General features: G+C 39.8%; 12 protein-coding genes. 9 read left to right on the forward strand and 3 right to left on the reverse strand.

The genetic code is table 11. The features are described 5' to 3' along the window. Positions 1 to 53: 53 nt before the first annotated feature. Complete coding sequence (locus tag ABC357_RS05705) at positions 54 to 593, reverse strand: TetR/AcrR family transcriptional regulator (protein WP_412886575.1); 540 nt, start codon at positions 591 to 593, stop codon at positions 54 to 56. A gap of 226 nt (positions 594 to 819) precedes the next feature. On the opposite strand from ABC357_RS05705, the gene ABC357_RS05710 reads away from it, so the two are divergent. The 6 genes from ABC357_RS05710 to ABC357_RS05735 all read left to right on the forward strand — a co-directional run bounded on the left by ABC357_RS05710 (position 820) and on the right by ABC357_RS05735 (position 15,042). Further along, positions 820 to 2,580: an ABC transporter ATP-binding protein gene (locus ABC357_RS05710; protein ID WP_412886576.1), complete on the forward strand. Its 1,761-nt coding sequence runs from the start codon at positions 820 to 822 to the stop codon at positions 2,578 to 2,580. Further along, positions 2,573 to 4,399, forward strand: a complete 1,827-nt coding sequence (locus ABC357_RS05715; RefSeq protein WP_412886577.1) for an ABC transporter ATP-binding protein — start codon at positions 2,573 to 2,575, stop codon at positions 4,397 to 4,399. Before ABC357_RS05710 ends, ABC357_RS05715 begins: the two co-directional genes overlap by 8 nt. Before the next feature lie 686 nt (positions 4,400 to 5,085). Continuing rightward, positions 5,086 to 9,033: a DUF8202 domain-containing protein gene (locus ABC357_RS05720; protein ID WP_412886578.1), complete on the forward strand. Its 3,948-nt coding sequence runs from the start codon at positions 5,086 to 5,088 to the stop codon at positions 9,031 to 9,033. Positions 9,034 to 9,296: 263 nt separating this feature from the next. Continuing rightward, a complete protein-coding gene (locus tag ABC357_RS05725; RefSeq protein WP_412886579.1) occupies positions 9,297 to 12,344 on the forward strand; it encodes an ATP-binding protein in 3,048 nt (1,015 codons plus the stop codon). Positions 12,345 to 12,346: 2 nt separating this feature from the next. Continuing rightward, entirely contained in the window at positions 12,347 to 13,456 is a 1,110-nt protein-coding gene (locus ABC357_RS05730; RefSeq protein ID WP_412886580.1) for a response regulator, read from the forward strand. A gap of 770 nt (positions 13,457 to 14,226) precedes the next feature. Then, entirely contained in the window at positions 14,227 to 15,042 is an 816-nt protein-coding gene (locus tag ABC357_RS05735; RefSeq protein WP_412886581.1) for a hypothetical protein, read from the forward strand. A gap of 266 nt (positions 15,043 to 15,308) precedes the next feature. Here ABC357_RS05735 and ABC357_RS05740 read toward each other — a convergent pair whose 3' ends face one another. Beyond that, complete coding sequence (locus ABC357_RS05740) at positions 15,309 to 15,986, reverse strand: hypothetical protein (protein ID WP_412886582.1); 678 nt, start codon at positions 15,984 to 15,986, stop codon at positions 15,309 to 15,311. A 332-nt stretch (positions 15,987 to 16,318) separates the two neighbouring features. On the opposite strand from ABC357_RS05740, the gene ABC357_RS05745 reads away from it, so the two are divergent. Beyond that, positions 16,319 to 16,858, forward strand: coding sequence for a DUF4352 domain-containing protein (locus ABC357_RS05745; RefSeq protein ID WP_412886583.1), 540 nt, complete (start codon positions 16,319 to 16,321; stop codon positions 16,856 to 16,858). A gap of 111 nt (positions 16,859 to 16,969) precedes the next feature. Here the strand turns inward: ABC357_RS05745 and ABC357_RS05750 are convergent, their stop codons facing one another. Further along, the gene (locus tag ABC357_RS05750) at positions 16,970 to 17,236 is read right to left on the reverse strand and encodes a hypothetical protein (protein WP_412886584.1); all 267 of its coding nucleotides are present in this window, start codon (positions 17,234 to 17,236) and stop codon (positions 16,970 to 16,972) included. 261 nt (positions 17,237 to 17,497) lie between these two features. Here ABC357_RS05750 and ABC357_RS05755 point away from each other — a divergent pair, with 261 nt between their 5' ends. After that, positions 17,498 to 17,818, forward strand: a complete 321-nt coding sequence (locus ABC357_RS05755; protein WP_412886585.1) for a PadR family transcriptional regulator — start codon at positions 17,498 to 17,500, stop codon at positions 17,816 to 17,818. Positions 17,819 to 17,888: 70 nt separating this feature from the next. Next, positions 17,889 to 18,230: a DUF1048 domain-containing protein gene (locus ABC357_RS05760; RefSeq protein ID WP_412886586.1), complete on the forward strand. Its 342-nt coding sequence runs from the start codon at positions 17,889 to 17,891 to the stop codon at positions 18,228 to 18,230. Positions 18,231 to 18,408: the final 178 nt, after the last annotated feature.

Consider the following 18,408-nt stretch of genomic DNA (forward strand, 5'->3'; position numbering starts at 1 on the left):
GACAACTCCATACATACCAAAAGCCATGTTCCTACGATCGAACATGGCTTCCTTTACGCGGGCGGAATCGGTACCGGCACAGTTAAGCGGTAGAGGTCGCTGACGATGGCGGCCATTTCTTCGGGGCTCTCAGTGGCGCCTCCCTTAATCCACTCAAACATGATATTATGCATAGCGCCCAACAGGAACCGGCTCTCATACTTTTTCTTTGCGGTGGTTGTATAGAGGGATATCGTTTTGTTGGCATGCTCCAACAGAACATAGGCAAGCTTGGCTTCATGGAGGCATAATAAAAACTCGCGGTGCTTGATCCAATAACGGAAGAAGGCCAAAACGCATACATACATATCCTTAGTAGGGTCGAGGTGCTTTGTTTCCTGTCCGAAGCGGTACCCTAGCTCATCCACATAGTGGGTGATGATCTCTTCCTTGGAATTATAGTTCCTATAATAGGTGACTCTTGATACGCCGGCCGTTTTGGCGATATCGGTAATGGTGATGTCCTCATACTGTTTTTCTTTCATCAATTTGAACAAAGCGAGGGCGATGCAGTCCTTCGCGAACATATTGACAGCATTTCGTTTCTTTTCCATGTAACAAAACCTCCTTATTTGTTACAGTTGCCTTTAAAACTATTGAGTTAGTAAATTATATCAATATAATGAATATCATTCAGTGTAACAAGCAGTGACTGAAGGAATCAACTGACAAAGTTAAACAAATAGGCTTTTTTTCTCCATTTTGTCATCTGCTGGCTAATTTGCCGGCAATGCTTCTTCGAGAAAAAGCCAACAAATAAGTAAAGGAGCTTCACCGTTAATGGTTAAAATTTTTAAATATTTGAAGCCGTTCGAATGGCTGCTTATATTCGCCAGTTTACTATTCATCGTAGCCCAGGTATGGCTGGACCTGAAATTGCCTGACTATATGTCGGAAATCACGGGCTATGTTCAAACAAAAGGGAGCTCAATGGGCCAAATCTGGGAAGCGGGGGCCTTCATGCTTCTCTGCGCTTTGGGCAGCTTGGCGGCATCGGTCGTGGTCGGCTTCTTCGCCGCACGCATCGCCGCTTCATTCACAGCCCGCCTTCGTTCGATGCTGTTCAATAAAGTAGAATCGTTCTCCATGAAGGAAATCAATACCTTTTCGACGGCGAGCTTGATCACTCGTTCGACAAACGATATCACGCAAATCCAGATGATCGTCACCATCGGCTTGCAGGTTTTGATCAAAGCGCCGATTTTGGCAGTCTGGGCCATCGTGAAGATTTCGGGGAAAAGCTGGCAATGGACTGCGTCGACAGCAGGCGCTGTCGGATTGCTGCTTCTGTTTATTGTGATCGTCGGGTTAATTGCGTTGCCTAAGTTCAAAGTTATCCAGTCGCTGACGGATAACTTGAACCGCGTTTCCCGTGAAAACCTGACAGGCCTTCGCGTCGTCCGGGCATATAACGCAGAAGCCTATCAGCAGGCTAAATTTGAGGAAGCGAACGATAGTCTGACAAAAACGCATTTGTTCACTACTCGAATGATGGCCGGGCTGATGCCGTATATGATGATGATCATGAGCGGACTCAGCTTGGCGGTCTATTGGATCGGGGCTTACTTGATTGACCGAGCCGACATGATGGACCGGATCGGCTTGTTCAGCGATATGGTTGTCTTCTCTTCTTATGCGATGCAGGTCGTGATGGCTTTTCTCATGCTGACAGTCGTGTTCATCATGATGCCGCGGGCAGCCGTGGCGGCAAACCGCATCAATGAAGTATTGGACACAGAGCTGTCCATCACCGATGGCTTTGTCCATGACGAGGCCACGAAGGAAAAAGGGGCAGTCGAATTCCGCCACGTCAGCTTCAAATATCCGGATTCTTCCGAGTATGTGCTGAAAGACATCAGCTTTACGGCCGCACAGGGCGATACGGTTGCCTTCATCGGCGCGACCGGCAGCGGCAAGACGACGCTCGTCAACCTGATCCCTCGTTTTTATGACGCAACCGAAGGGGAGGTGCTGGTAAACGGCATCGATGTCAAAAAGCATGCCCAGAACAATCTGCATAAAAAACTGGGCTATGTACCGCAGCGCAATGTATTGTTCAGCGGCAGCATCACTTCGAATGTGGCCTATGGAAGCAACCGGACCGAAGATATCCGGCAAGAGGTTGAAAAAGCGGTGTCCATCGCACAGGGAGAGGAATTCGTCCGCAAAATGGACGGTGCATACGACGCCCATGTTGCCCAAGGCGGCTCGAACTTATCGGGCGGGCAAAAACAGCGCCTGTCTATTGCGCGTGCTATCCACCGTAAGCCGGAAATCTACATTTTCGACGATTCATTCTCGGCGCTCGATTACAAGACGGACCGTGTGCTCCGGGCTGCGCTAAAGAATGAAACAAGCACCGCGACCAATCTGATTGTTGCCCAGCGCATCGGCACCATCATGGATGCTGATAAAATCATCGTGCTGGATGAAGGGAAAATTGTTGGCTCGGGGACACATGAGGAATTGTTAAGAACGTGCCACGTGTATCAGGAAATCGCCTATTCCCAACTGTCAAAGGAGGAGCTGGAACATGCTTAAGAAGAATAAACACCAAATGGACGGCTCTTCCGCAAATGGGGAGCAAGCAGGAAGCTTCAAAGAAACATGGGGTAGGTTAATTGCTTATTGTAAACCATATCTGCCGGTCATCATTCTGGCGTTCGCACTCGCCATCACTGGAACAATCTTCACGATCATCGGACCGGATAAGCTGAGCGAAATGACTGACCATGTCACAGCAGGACTGACCGGCTCCATCGATTTGGATGCCGTAGCGAAGATCGGGTTCCTGCTGGCCGCCCTTTACGGATTCAGCGCCCTGTTTTCCTATCTTCAGGGGTTCATCATGGCGACTGTCACGCAAAAGGTGACCAAAAAACTCCGTACGGACATATCGGAAAAAATAAACAAACTGCCATTGAAATACTTCGATTCCCATAACTTCGGGGATGTGTTGAGCCGGATCACTAACGATGTCGATATGATCGGCCAAACGATGAACCAAAGCATCGGTACTCTTGTCAGCTCGTCGGCGCTGTTTTTGGGGTCACTATTCATGATGTTCAAGACGAATGTCGCCATGACATTGACGGCAATCGTCTCTACCTTGATCGGATTCGGCCTGATGGGGCTTATCATCAAAAAATCTCAGAAGTATTTCCTGAGTCAGCAACAGGAACTCGGGGCGATGAACGGCCATATCGAAGAAGTCTACGCCGGCCACTTGGTCGTAAAGGTATACAACGGCGAGGAGGAAGCAAGGGAGACATTCAATGAGATTAATGAACGTCTCTACCAAAACATCTGGAAATCGCAGTTCTTATCCGGGCTGATGATGCCGATCATGACCTTCATCGGCAACTTCGGATATGTAGCGGTGTGTGTTGTAGGTGCCGCGCTGGCGCTGAACGGGCATATCTCATTCGGTGTCATCGTTGCTTTCATGATGTACATTCGCCTGTTCACACAACCGCTCGCGCAAATGGCGCAGGCTGCCACATCACTCCAATCGACGGGGGCGGCAAGCAAACGGGTATTCGAATTCCTGGAAGAACAGGAGCTGGAAAATGAAAGCCATAAGACGACAGTGCTTACATATGTCAAAGGCGACGTGGAATTCAAGCATGTGCAATTCGGTTACAGCGAGGATAAGACGATCATTAAAGACTTCTCGGTCCATGCCGCAGCCGGGCAAAAAGTGGCTATCGTCGGCCCTACAGGTGCCGGGAAATCGACCATGGTCAACCTGCTGATGCGCTTCTACGAAGTGAATGGCGGAGAAATCCTGATCGACGGTGTGCCGATCCACTCCATGACACGTGCAAATGTCCATGACCTGTTCTGCATGGTTTTACAGGATACCTGGCTTTTCGAAGGGTCCATCAAAGAAAACATCATCTACAATAAACGAGGCGTGACGGATGAAGAAGTGGTGCAGGCATGCAAAGCCGTCGGAATCGACCACTTCATCCAAACCTTGCCAATGGGCTACGACACGGTATTGAATGACCAAATCAGCCTGTCCGCCGGCCAGAAGCAATTGATCACAATTGCCCGCGCAATGGTGGAAAACGCACCGTTATTGATCCTTGATGAAGCGACAAGCTCCGTCGATACCCGCACGGAACGGCTTATCCAGGAGGCGATGGACAAACTGACCGTTGGCCGCACATCCTTTGTCATCGCCCATAGGCTGTCGACCATCAAGAACGCCGACCTTATCCTTGTCATGAAAGACGGCGACATCATCGAGAGCGGCAATCATGACACGTTGTTGGCTAAGCAAGGGTTTTATGCAGACTTGTATAATAGCCAATTCACTGAGCCGGTTGTGGAAGAAGAGGAATTGTGTGTGTAAAGGAAAGGGTTATTTAAAAGCTCGCAATTTCCAGAGTTATTATTAAGTGCTTTATTTCGTAGAACTAGGACTAATAGACTTGGGGAAGAAATTTCACGAAATAGCCAGGGGATAAGGAGCTATGAAGCCTAATAAAAAAGCAGTCGCAGAACGTAATATACACAACAAATAAAAGTGAGTACCCTATAAAAATGATAAGAATAATCATTTTTATAGGGTACTCTTTTTTTGTAATATGAAAAATAAAAACAATAAAGTATATTAACAGGATTCCTTGTTCTCTCTAAGAATCCTATCTTTCTATGCGATTAATATGGCTTTCCATTGTTTCTAATCAATTTTTAGGTTCTCAGAAATATCTTTTTGTGATGATTAAGAGTTTTCTTTAATAAAAGCACCCCGTATTGTCTAGCGTTACTCTCATATATTAAGCCCTTCAGCAAACTTAGTATCCATTTAATGAAGGGCTTTACCAAGCAAAAAACTATAGAGTTGAATTTTCAATAAATAAGGGTTTACAAAATGGTTCTGATCAGGCTTTATTCCGATTCAACCCCTTCAGTGGGTGAACAATCTGGACAAATGGAGAGAATGCTTAGGTAAAATGGTTCATTGTTCAGATTTTGTTCAGGTAGACTATATTAAATTAAAGTATGTGGGTATTAAAAGAAAGGTTGGAAGAAAAAATGCAGAAAGTTAAAAAGCAAAAAAAATGGTGGAAACGTTCACTAGCAGCAATGTTCTCTTTAACGCTTATGACGAGTAGTTTGTCAATGACAGGAGTGCCTGAGAGAGTTAACGCAGCTAATTCTCTAGGACCAGGTGGTGTGACGGATGCTACGCTATGGCTTCGACCAGATAAGGGAATTAATGAAAATAGTGGCAAGGTTACTTTATGGCAAGACCAAAGTAGTAAGATGAATCATGCAACTGCTGATACAGCAAGTATTCAACCAACGTATTTAGAAAATGGCATTAACTTTAATCCAGCACTACAGTTTGACGGAAAAAATACTTACATGAATTTAGATGTAAGCAAACTCCCAACTGGTAAACGTGCAAGATCAGTTGTTGCTGTGGCCAAAACTAGTGTTACTGCTCAAAAAACAATTATTTCCTGGGGGACTGAAGTATCAAATAAAATGTTTGGATTAGTGAGGAATGGCGATCAAGCTAGAATGATAGGGTATGGATCCGATAATGGTGTCATTAACACTTTCTGGGATGCTAATGTAAATGAACTTACTGGTACATGGGAAGGTGATAGTGGTGACAACACAGCATCTATATACAGTAAGATGAAGGTGAAGACAAATATTTCGCAATCAATAACTAGCTGGGATACAAGTTCGGATCCTAACGCGAATCCAAAAGCAGTGGCACGTATTGGGGCGAGGATTGAGAACACTACCCAAAGTTGGAATGGGCTCATTTCAGACGTCATTGTATTTGACAGAGTGTTGACGGATGTTGAACGCCATCGTATTAGTAGTTACTTAGCTGTAAAATATGGCTACACACTCGATCAGACAACACCGACTAATTATCTTGCTTCTAACGGAACTAAAATAATTTGGAATGCAGAAAACAATAAGGGTTATGGCAATCGCATCACAGTCATTGGGAAGGATACTGGAAGTGACTTGGTGCAGAAGCAATCGAAATCAACTGAAGAAAGTGGCAATGTAACGATTGCACTTGGAAACGATATTGCAACATCTAATAAGGCTAATAGCAGTAGTGTTGCTGAAGATAAAACCTTTTTAACTTTTAGTGATAATGGTGCAGAAGCGGATTATACAATCCCTCTTGCTGACAATAATATACCTGCAACGTTGGCGCATGCGAATCCAACTACACAAGCACAAGTGAAAATGATGCCACGTATCTACAAGGTAGATAAAAGTGCTGATTGGACGGACTTACCGGTTACTTTACAAGTAGACGGGGCAGATCCTACTAAATATAGTATCTATCTTTATATGAGTGATGATCCAAACTTTTCGACATCAACAGTCACGGTGAAATCGACAGATAAAACGACAGGTAAAGTAACACTGAATAGTAGAGAACTTGGGAATGGTAGCTATTTTACATTTGTTATACAAGTTGATAAAAGAGCTTTAGAAACACTAACTAATAAAATTGAAAAAGAAAATCTACAAGAGAATAGCTATACACCAGCAAGCTGGAAGGGCTTACAAAACGCATTAACAAATGCAAACATCATATTAACCGATACAAATGCAACACCAGAACAAGTAGATGAAGCACTTAAAGTATTAAAGAGAGCAGAAGAGGACTTAGTGCATACATCAGCTGTAGATAAGTCAAAACTAGAAGCTAAAGTAACGGAAGTAAGCAATCTAAAAGCCATTGACTATACACCAGCAAGCTGGAAGGGTTTACAAGACGCATTAACAAATGCAAACATCAAATTAACCGATACAAATGCAACACAAGAGCAAGTAAATGAAGCACTTAAAGTATTAAAGAAGGCGGAAGAGGACTTAGTGCTTACATCAGCTGTAGATAAGTCAAAACTAGAAGCTAAAGTAACGGAAGTAAGCAATCTAAAAGCCATTGACTATACACCAGCAAGCTGGAAGGGTTTACAAGACGCATTAACAAATGCAAACATCATATTAACCGATACAAATGCAACACAAGAACAAGTAAATGAAGCACTTAAAGTATTAAAGAAAGCGGAAGAGGGCTTAGTACTTACATCAGCCGTAGATAAGTCAAAACTACAGATCAAAGTAAATGAAGGTAATAAGTTAATTTCGAATCATTACACGCCTTCAAGCTGGGGAGCATATACTTCTACCAAATTAGAAGCGGAAGAAGTTTTAAAAAATCCAAATGCAACACAAAGAGAAGTAGATGCGGTATTAACAAAGTTAACTTCGGCACAGAATACGCTAGTAAAAGTACCTGCCGAAACACCTGGCCTAGACTCACTTACATCATCAACAGGTACATTAAGCCCAATTTTTTCATCAGAAGTCACAAACTACACTATGAATGTTGAACACACAACGTCTCAACTATCATTCAAAGCGGTACCATTTAATCAAGGTGCGAAGGTGACAATGACAGCCAACGGACAAGCTGTAAACATGGGGGATTTCTTCCCGCTATCAGTTGGAGAAAATACAGTTATGATTACAGTGACAGATGATACAGGATCAAAAACATACGTTATTACAGTTAACTATACCAAAGATACTTCATCGGGATCAGGCAATGGTGGCGGAACATCGACATCAACACCACCAATGACTGAAACAAACACAACAACAAAAATCAAAGTTGATTTAGATATTGACGGTGCTAATCCGATGGAAAAAATACCAGTTGAAATTGAACGTACAAAGCACGCAAACGGTCAAATCACTGACTTTGTCGCGTTAACAGAAGCGAATGCGAAGGAAGCTGTACAGAAAGCCAAACAAATTGGCAACAATATTACGCGTATTGTAATTCCAGATGCCAATGATGAAGTGGATAAAGTAACGGTTGAAGTGCCAAAACAATCGATTCAAATGCTACGTGAGAATGGCTTATCTTTCGAAATTTCAACGGACAATGCGTATATAACAATCCCAGTAAGCTCTATGGACGGAGTAAACGACAACCTCCATTTCCGCTTTCTTCCAGTTAAGAAGGAAAGCGAGCGCAAGGCGATTGAAGAGCGAGCAAGAGTTGAAAAATTAGTGTACGAAACACTACAAAGCAATGATGTGCGTGTCGTGGCACGTCCAATGAAGATTGAAACGAATATGCCAAGTCGTCCTGTACAAGTGACACTGCCACTGAAAGGTGTGAAAGTGCCAACAGCGAAGGCAGAGCGTCAAGTATTTTTAGAGCATCTTGCGGTGTTTATTGAATATTCGGATGGGGAGAAAAAGATCGTATTCCCTGAATTCATGACAATGGCGAACGGTGAACTTGGTTTACGTTTCACAGTGGACAAATTCAGCACATTTACGGTTATTCAATTCGAGAAATCAACAGTAGGTAAGCATGAAGCTTATATTAATGGCTTTCCGAATGGTACATTTGGTCCTGAAGAAAACGTGACACGTGTGCAAGTAGCGACAATGATTGCGCGCATCTTAGGCTACACAGATGACCAAACAGTAGACTACGCACCATTCAATGATATTCCAAGTAATCATTATGCAGCGGGTGCTATTGCTTTTATCAAAGAGCGAGGCATTATGAATGGTAATATGAATGGTAATTTCCGTGCAAGCGATAACATTACACGTGCACAAATGGCAACAGTGGTTGCGAACTATAAGCAGCTTCAGATAGAAGAAGGTGTAACTATTACTTTCAACGATACAAAAGACCATTGGGCCCAATGGATTATCGAAGCGAACCGTACTGCTGGTATCATTAACGGTTATGAGGATGGAAGCTTTGCACCAAATAAATACCTAACACGAGCGCAAGCTGTTGTCATAATGAACCGCATGTTTGAACGCGGTCCATTAAATAGCGTGACAACACCAAGTTTCCCTGACGTTAAAGGTAACCACTGGGCATTTAAAGATATTGAGGAAGCAGCAAAATCACATGTTTACTTTATCGATGAAGATAAGAATGAGCAGCTTTCAAAATAAGAAATAGCAAAAGCAGGCTAGGGGGAATCCTTAGCCTTTTTCAATCATAATCGAGACGGATATGGTAGTCAAACAGACGAATAGTACTGCGATAAGATTTCCAAGTGACGGATGAATGCTTGAGTCATATGATTCCTTGTACAGTTTTTGTTAAAATGTACTATGGTAGTATCTTCAATGAAAGATGATTTAAAAAGGAGAAAGAAATAGGATATAGCATACATAAAAACTCATAAAGATTTACAATAGGGGGAGGCATGATAATGAAAAAAAATATCTTGATCATCGTTAGCATTATTACGCTGTTTGTTATCGCCTATTTCTTAGGTAATTGGCATTATTTTTCGATTAAAAACCCTCAGATAGTTGAAGATGGAACTGTTAGTATCGATTCTGAGCAATTACATAAGCCTGTTAAACTTGAAGGGGAATGGTCCTTCTATCCAAATGTTTTAATACCACCTGGCGAGTCACTTGATACTTATAAAAATCAACGTACAACCATTGAGGTTCCAGAAAATTGGCATGGATATGTGCGACCAAATGAAGAAGGAATTACGGTGGGGACTTATCACATCAAAGTGAAGGTACCTTTTGAAGGACAATATGGCTTGTATATACGTACGATTCGACAGTCAAATCGCATTTTTATTAATGGTGTGGAGGTTGGAGCAAAAGGTAATCCAAGTACAACCATGAGTGATTATCAAACTGAAAATGATGATAAATACACTGTATTTGCACGAAGCGACAATAAAGAACTCAATATAATCATTCATGCAGGCAACTATAATTATCCGCAGGCAGGAATTATTTATCCCGTGGAATTCGGTACAATGGAAGTCATCCAACACCAATATAGGATAAAAGTTTTAGCGGATACAATTGTCAGTGTAGGGTACATTATCTTTGGTATTATTTATGTCATTTCTTACGGACAAAATCGCAAGCGCAGGGAAGAGTTGTACTTTGGACTATTTACGATATTATTAGGGATTTATATGTCCTTTATTAATCAAAAAGTGTTTTTTCTGTTAAGTCCCCCAATTCTTACTGTCAATCAAGTTCGTTTGCAACTTGGAATTTTACCTATAGCACTTATATGCTTAACGCTTTTTATCTATTATATGTACCCACAATTGACGAAAAAAAGAATTGTTTTCTTAATTATCATTTTACTTGGTATTGTTTTCTTTATATATGCTATCTATAATCCTTTTACCCATAATGAGAGAGCTACATCTCCACTGATAATCAATCAAAGAAAGGTAGATTATATAGCGGTAACTGCTCCAGTCGTCTTGTATAACGTATGGATTATTATACGTGTTATGTTGAAACGACTTGAGGGAGCTCGTTATATTTTAATTGTGTTTGCGGCAATTTGCTGTTATGCCATTTTATTAATTCTTAACTTCTTTACAGGAATTCCAATTGATTATAGTGAATACGTGTTGTTTTTACTTATATTATTAGGTTTTGCCTCATTGTTAAACTATCGTTCCAATGTAGCATTCATAAAAATTCAAGCACTATCAGAAGAATTAATTTTACATAACCAAATGAAGGATGAATTTTTACTTAAAACTTCCCATGAATTGCGAACGCCGTTAAATGGTATTCTAAATCTATCAAAATCGTTAATGGAAGGTTTGCAGGGACCATTGAGACGTGCTCAACAGGAGCAAGTAATTTTAATCCATAATATTACACAGCGTTTAGGTCATTTAGTAGAAGATTTGTTATTTTCATCTAATCAAATGACCGGAGAAGTACAGGTTTCACCAAGTAAAGTGCCAATATCTATTATAAATGAAGTAGTAGAAGAAATTCGAAGTGTCATGCCAAAGGATAGTCAAGTACGCCTAATAACTGATGTAGACTTGGAAGTGCCAGCCATGTTCACAGATGAATTACGCTTTAAGCAAGTACTTTATAATTTATTGCATAATGCTATAAAGCATACGACATTAGGAGAAATCAAGGTTACAGCATATGTGTATCAAAAACATATGGTTATTCAAGTAAGTGATACTGGCTCTGGAATTCTTGCATCTGATTTAGAGCATATTTTTAATGCCTTTTATCAATTAAATAATCATCATAATAAGGAAGGGCTCGGTTTAGGATTAAGTATTGCTAAAAATATTGTTGAAAAATTAAACGGTGAAATTCATGTCACAAGCTCGCTAGGAAAGGGTACGACATTTACATTTACGATGCCGCTAGCAACAGAAGAGGACATGAGCAATGAACAGTCATCCGCAATTATTAAGCATTTAACTCCGGAAGTGCTAAAGCTTGATTTACCATTAACCTATAAAGGGAATAATAAAACAATACTTGTGGTAGATGATAACCATATCGATATTAAGGTTTTAGTTGACGCATTAGCTTTAAAGGGGTATACAGTGATAGCAGTTGATAACGGTTTTGATGCGGTGGACTATATTAAAACGAATCAAGTGGATTGCATGTTAATCGATTTAATGAAGAATGGTATGTCAAGATATGAACTATGTAAGCAAGTACGTAAACAATATGACGTGCTAGAGCTACCTATCATTATTTTGACGGCAATTATGAAACATTCTGATTTAATCTTAACATTGCAAGTTGGTGCTAATGATTATTTGCAGAAGCCTATTAAGATGGAAGAATTATTTATACACATTGAATCTTTACTAGCTGTTCGACAATCTTCAATAGATGCTATTGAAGTGGAAATGAATTATTTGTATTCTCAAGTAACACCACATTTTGTCTATAATACCCTGAATACAATTATTGGTTTAAGCTATACCGATATAGATAATACGAGAGAAGCATTATACTGCTTGGCAACGTATTTCCGTGCAAAGTTAGGTGCTAATTATCGTAATAGTTTTGTTTCCATTGAAGAGGAAATAGAGCTTGTAAAGGCATATCTTTATATAGAAAAAATGCGTTTTGGAGATCGTTTAACTGTTAAATACGATATTGATGAATCTATCCAGCTAATGATTCCTACACTATCCATTCAGCCTTTGGTGGAAAATGCTGTTTTTCATGGTATATCCAAAAAGCAGGAGGGTGGCATGATAGAGGTAAGTGTTCAACGAGAAGGACAATTTGTTCGTATTAAAATATATGATGATGGGGTAGGTATGCCAGATGAAAAAATGCAAAAATTATTAAATGAAGAGAGCTCTCGCATTGGTTTTACCAATCCATTAAAAAAATTCAAACTGATAAAAAATGCCAGCCTACGCTTATATAGTGAGGAAGGTAAGGGTACGACTATTTTTATACTATTACCAGAGGGTGATTGAGCATGAATATTATTATCCTAGAGGATGAAAGAATGGCTATTGATTTATTAAGCATAATGTTAAATCGACTTACACAATTTCAGATTTCTATAAAGGGGACATTTACGAATGCAGTAGATGCCCTTATCTATCTTGAAAAAGAATCTGTTGACATCATATTTTTAGACATTGAAATGATTGATATGCATGGCTTACAAGTGGCAGAACAGCTCTTAATAAGACAACCATCCTTACAAATCATATTTGTTACAGCACATGCTCGATTTGCGGTGGAGGCATTTGAGGTTGAGGCAACAGATTATTTGTTAAAACCCGTACATGAGAAACGACTTATTAAAGCATTGACAAAAGCACATCAACGATATCTATTACAAGTTAAGGAATCGAAAGAGAACAAAGAGAATTTTTTATATGCACATACCATGGGTAGCTTTTATTTACTTGATGCTCAGCGTGAGGTAGTGAAGTGGCGTACAAGGAAAGTGCGCGAACTATTTTTATATTTATTATTTCACAAAAACAAGCCTAAGTTAAATGTCGTCATCATAGATGATCTATGGCCAAATTTCATTTTTGAAAAGGCAGCAAGTAATTTACATACGTCTATTTATCAATTAAGAAAGATTCTAAAGGAAAATGGCATAAATGATTCGATTCAATTAGTCAATAATCACTACCAATTAAATGTTGAAATTGATAGTGATTACGATGAGCTCATAGAATTATTAGAACAAGAAGACCATGATGAAGCGTCAATTCAACTCCTTTTAAATTGCTATGAGGGTGATTTTTTAGCAGAAGAGGAATATCCATGGGCTAATCAAACACAGCTACGTTTAAAGCAAGGGGTAACGCGAGTACTTGAAATGTATATTGCGAATACATCATCTGATAATCCTCTACTAAAATTTAACAGTCTCCAAAAGTTACTTGAATTAGATGAATTCAATGAACAGTACATGTTTTTACTATTAGAATTTTTAATCGAGCAAAATAAAAAACAGAATTGTTCAAAATACTATGAATTTATACAGGAGAAATTAGCTGAAATAAATGTCCCGGTTCCCCAAAAGATTCATAAGATTTATAAAAAGTACATGTCCAAAGTTTAATCTTTGCTTTCCCCTAACAGTAAAATGAGGAAATTCAATTAGAAAGGGGGGATAGAATGGATTCATTTACATTTTATAACAAAGTGACGAAGGCGACATAGTTTATCGACTTTCCTTTCCCACCGTAGTAGCGCTAGTTTTTGTGCTATATGGATGGCTCTCTCAGTTTAATAGAAATTTCTCCCGAATACTCGCTTATTCGCAGGATTTCATGCACCTGATATTTTGTAACGATAGAATATGGGGGCAGTTCCAATAAAAGAATCGTAGAGACATAGTGAAATAGAAGAGTATATTAACACTCCACTTTTTACCATACAATGCACATGCTCCATGCCGCCCCTGGAAGCTTTCCCTCCCATGTCTCAACGGGTCATTTGCCCTTTCATTCCTTCATTATGCCTATCCAAGAGGCCGAGGTTTTCAAAAGAAAGAGGTGGATAAATATTTATTCAGGAATAATATATTCTGAGGTTATTCATCCGTCCATTTTGTTCGAAATAGAAATTGCCTATAGCTCTGCGTCTCTAAAAGTGCGGAAAACAGTATCCTCTCTTTCCACACAATTTCCATTTCAAGATCATTCCCCCTATTTCTGAATGAATAGGAAAGAAATCGAAATTAGATAAATAGATCATTTGGATATCTACATAACTTGGTCACGTATTATCAATAAGTTTTGTTTCATTATGATGGGGAGTCTGATCCAAAAGCAAACCTGCTAAGGGTTTGCTTCGTCCAATATGTAGATATAAAAAGGGGGAATCTCAATGAAAAAATTAATTATCGCGGGGATCACAGCAGCGGTCATTGCCGTTCCAGTTACTTTCAATGCAATGACGAAAGCTGATGCGGAAACAAAACAGGCGGTAAATGACCAAAAACAGCCTGTCGACAAGGAATTATCACCAAAACAATTAGTTGAACGATATTTGACTGCGGCTCAGAATGAAAATTATCGTTATATGGCGCAGATAACCGATGATGAAAGATTCAAAACAAAGGCTGAACAAGTGGAACAATATAAATTGATGGGAAAAGATGAGGAAGTAATTGACTACAAAATTAAGTCTGTCAAAAACGAGACAGATAAAAAAATAAAAGTTATTGCAGACATAACATATACTGATAGTACAAATAAATCTGGCAGTACAACTGAAGAAACACCGATTTACCTTAAGCAACAAAAAGGCGCGGGATGGAAGGTGATTGTCGAAGATGAGGCAAAGGCTGATCTAGCTGCACTTCAAGAAGCGGAGAAAAAAGAGACTCCGGAGCAATTTGCAGTTAAGTATCTCGATTTAATTAAAGTTAAAGACTTCGATAAAGTTGCGGTATACACACTGGATGACCATTATAATGGTGATGCAGGATTGACTGCAAAAAGGTACAAAGAGACTGCAAAAGAAAAACCGACAATCACAGGCTATCAGATTCAAAGCGTAAAAAATGCTACATATGAAAAAGCAACTGTTGCAATCGTAGTTAACTATGACGATGGAAGCGACATTGTAACCGAGCTTCAGTTAAAAAGATTAGGCACAATGTGGGTAAATCACGTAAAGAATAAATCCGGATCTATGTAGGGACAGTTAATATATCGACTCGATGTAAATGTGTAATGGCTATGGTATCACGTTTTGATAATAGGAGTATTGATGATTATCGATGCTTAATAGATTTTCAGAAAGAAGAGAATGAAGAAAAACTAAACCAGCTAGTCGTTTGTTAATCATAAAATATATGTTAGAAGAATAGGGGATATATGTATAAAAGGAAAAGGGCCGAAGCAGTAATGGTCACCGTATTCGGCCTTTTTATGCTGCTCGAAAGTAGAGTGCATTTTGCTGTTTCAGAATGTAAGAGCCTTTATCTTTTTTTGTAAATCTGCGACTGGATAGGATTCAATGTGCGGTTTGTTGAGGTTTAAATTGTCATCTGTGAAAGTAATTCCAATTAAGGCAACTATCGGTGTATCGCCTATTGTTGAAAGAGTGATATTGGTGATGGCATCTCCTTTGAAGAGAGGAAACGGTTTTAGTTTCTTTATTTTTGTATCATATACAAATAGTTTGCCAGAGATGATGGTACCATACTTAGAACCTTGCACAAGCAGGATATAGCGGTCATCCAACCAAACGGCTCCTCTTGGTGTAATAGAAGATGTAGCTTTTGCGGAATCTACAATTGTTTCCACACCTTTATCGGTAGAGAAAATGCGAGTCGCCCCATCTTCCTCCCATTCATATTGAGTGAATACGACTTTATCTCCGGATGGTGAATAGTCATAGCCAGGAAAAGTAGCATGTTGATCGATGGAATAACTGGATGTTCGTCCATTCGGACTTTTTACTTGGAGGGCATTCTTGTTAAAGCTATAGGATAATTCATATGCTTTTTTTGGTGCAGAGGCAGTCGAAGCTTCTGCTGTAAGTTTACCTTTAAAGGCTGTCCCAGAGAAAAATACGATGTTCAGCATGAATAGAGACATAACTCCGATAATCATGTACTTGCCTAATTCTTTTCTCATTTTGCATTCCTCCTACTATTAGTAGTTCAGTTACTATACCCATATGTGAGTGTTAATATATGTATATTTCTGTTTTTTTAGAATGATTCATATTATTGATGTTTGCTAGATTGGTGAAACTCTGCCCTCTTAGCAAAGAAGCCGCAGAATGAATCATAGTTACAGAAATATTACAAAATAACGCATTTTTTCTACTCTTTTTTATGTGACGTATATAGTGCCGGATAGACTGTTAAGCTATAGATATAAAGCAACAAAAAAGATATGTACATAAAAGAATGCATAGTATCTAGCAGCTTACTAAACGGTACGTATCAAAGAGGGGGAAAATCATGAAAAAGGCATTCAAGTTCGGTTGTCTCGGAATAATCGCACTCATTATCATCATAGTCGTTATTTCATTGGCTGTAGGTGGAGGGGATGATGATTCACCTAAAAAAGTGGCAGATAACGGAAAGACAGAACAGAAAAAAGAAAAGAGCAATGAACCATCCCTATACAAAGTGGGTGAAACCGTAGAATTAAAAGATATCCGGCTGACATTGAACAGCGCGACTTTTGTTAATGCTAATCAATATTCACCAGCCGAAAAAGGAAAAGTGCTTGAAGTAGCATTCACCGTTACCAATAATGGCAAAAAACAAGCATATTTCGGCGCTGAAGAAATGAAGATTTCATCTGCAGACGGTATCCAGCATGACCAATATTTCGGTATGGACAATACGTTCATGAATGAAAATATCAATCCAGGCAAGACGATTACAGGAAAAGTCTATTACGACGTTCCTGCAAGCCCCAAGTATGAACTGATCTATACGCCAAATTTCAGCTGGGATGAAAAGAATATTACGTTTGAGCTAATACCTCAATAAGAATAAAGGGATGCAGTCGTACTTGATGACCGTATCCCTTTGTTTTGTCTATTAACAATTATTTATCTTTTCGGAAAAAAACGTTACATGATTGGATTAGATTGGCACCACTCATAATCTCTTTGGAACATTTACGCAATGGGGCCGTAAGAAGGCGCGAATTCCCTCGGCCAGCAACTCAGGCTGCTTGAATGCAGCAAAGCGGCCGCCTCTAGGCAATTCAGTCCACCGCTCGATATTTATGTAAGTACGTTCTGTCCATTTTCTCGGCGCTTTATTGACATCTTCAACAGTCAATGTTATTCCAGTCGTCACTTCGATAGGATGATTTTCTGGGGCATGCTTTCCATAATGTGTATGATCACAGTAAAGCCGCATGGAGGAATCTCCGTTCCCGAGTCATTCATGAGATTGGTCACCATTAAATCCTGTAGCAAGTAATAGCTGTTCTGCATAGCATGTAATAAGAGCAGCAAATTCTTTCAAAAACAATTTGACACCTTAGCTACTCGGTGTTACGATGTACCTGTAGTAAGCATTACTGAATAGCGGGATTTCCCCAATGCTGTTCAGTAAAAAAGTGCTTCAGTACTTAGTATCACTGAATATAAGTCAGACAAAATAGAGGTGAATCTAAACATGGAAAATCTTACGGAAATGCTAAAAGGATCGCTGGAAGGCTGCGTACTTGAGATCATCAGCCGCCATGAAACCTATGGCTATGAGATTACCCGCCGCCTGAACGATCTCGGGTTTACAGAAGTCGTGGAAGGAACAGTCTATACCATCCTAGTGCGATTAGAAAAGAAAAAACTGGTGAGCATAGAGAAGAAACCGTCGGATATGGGGCCGCCCCGAAAGTTTTATTCACTTAATGAGGCTGGCCGCGAGGAACTTGATCTGTTTTGGAAAAAATGGGATTTTGTATCATCTAAAATCAACGTCTTAAAGTCAACCTAGCTTCATAGGATATTCCGTCTGATCTGTTTGGAATGCCTTGTTCAGCTATATAAAAAAGGAGGAAAAATATATGTTAGGATTGTTCAAAAAAATGATTGGCGATAAAAAAGAATATAGGATGATGATGGCGCGGGTTGATGCCCTGCCGGAGGACTACCAATTCGTATTCAAAAAAATCCAGAACTATATGTGGAATTTTGCAGCAGGCAATGGGATGGATATGCTGCGCATGCAGTATGAATTAATCGATTTGTTCGAAGAAGGTGCAGCGGAAGGAAGGCAAGTGCTTGATATCACCGGGGAGGATGTGGCATCGTTTGCCGATGAACTAGTGGCAAACGCTAAAACCTATATCGCCAAATATCGTGAAGATTTGAATGAAAGTATCATGAATCGATTTGGAAAAAAATGAAACCAATAGAAAAGGTCGACTGAATAGCTGGTACACATATAAGTTGCCACCTTCACTATTCAGTTATATTTTTAGGACGGTACTAAGTAATACGGATTATTAGTCTGACTAAGTAGAATGAATAGCTCGCGATTTTTCGGCCGGATTATTACACCAATTTGTATAATCAACGGGCAAC

It is taken from the genome of Bacillus kalamii (genome assembly GCF_047238185.1).
Classification (GTDB): Bacteria; Bacillota; Bacilli; order Bacillales; family DSM-1321; genus Bacillus_AD.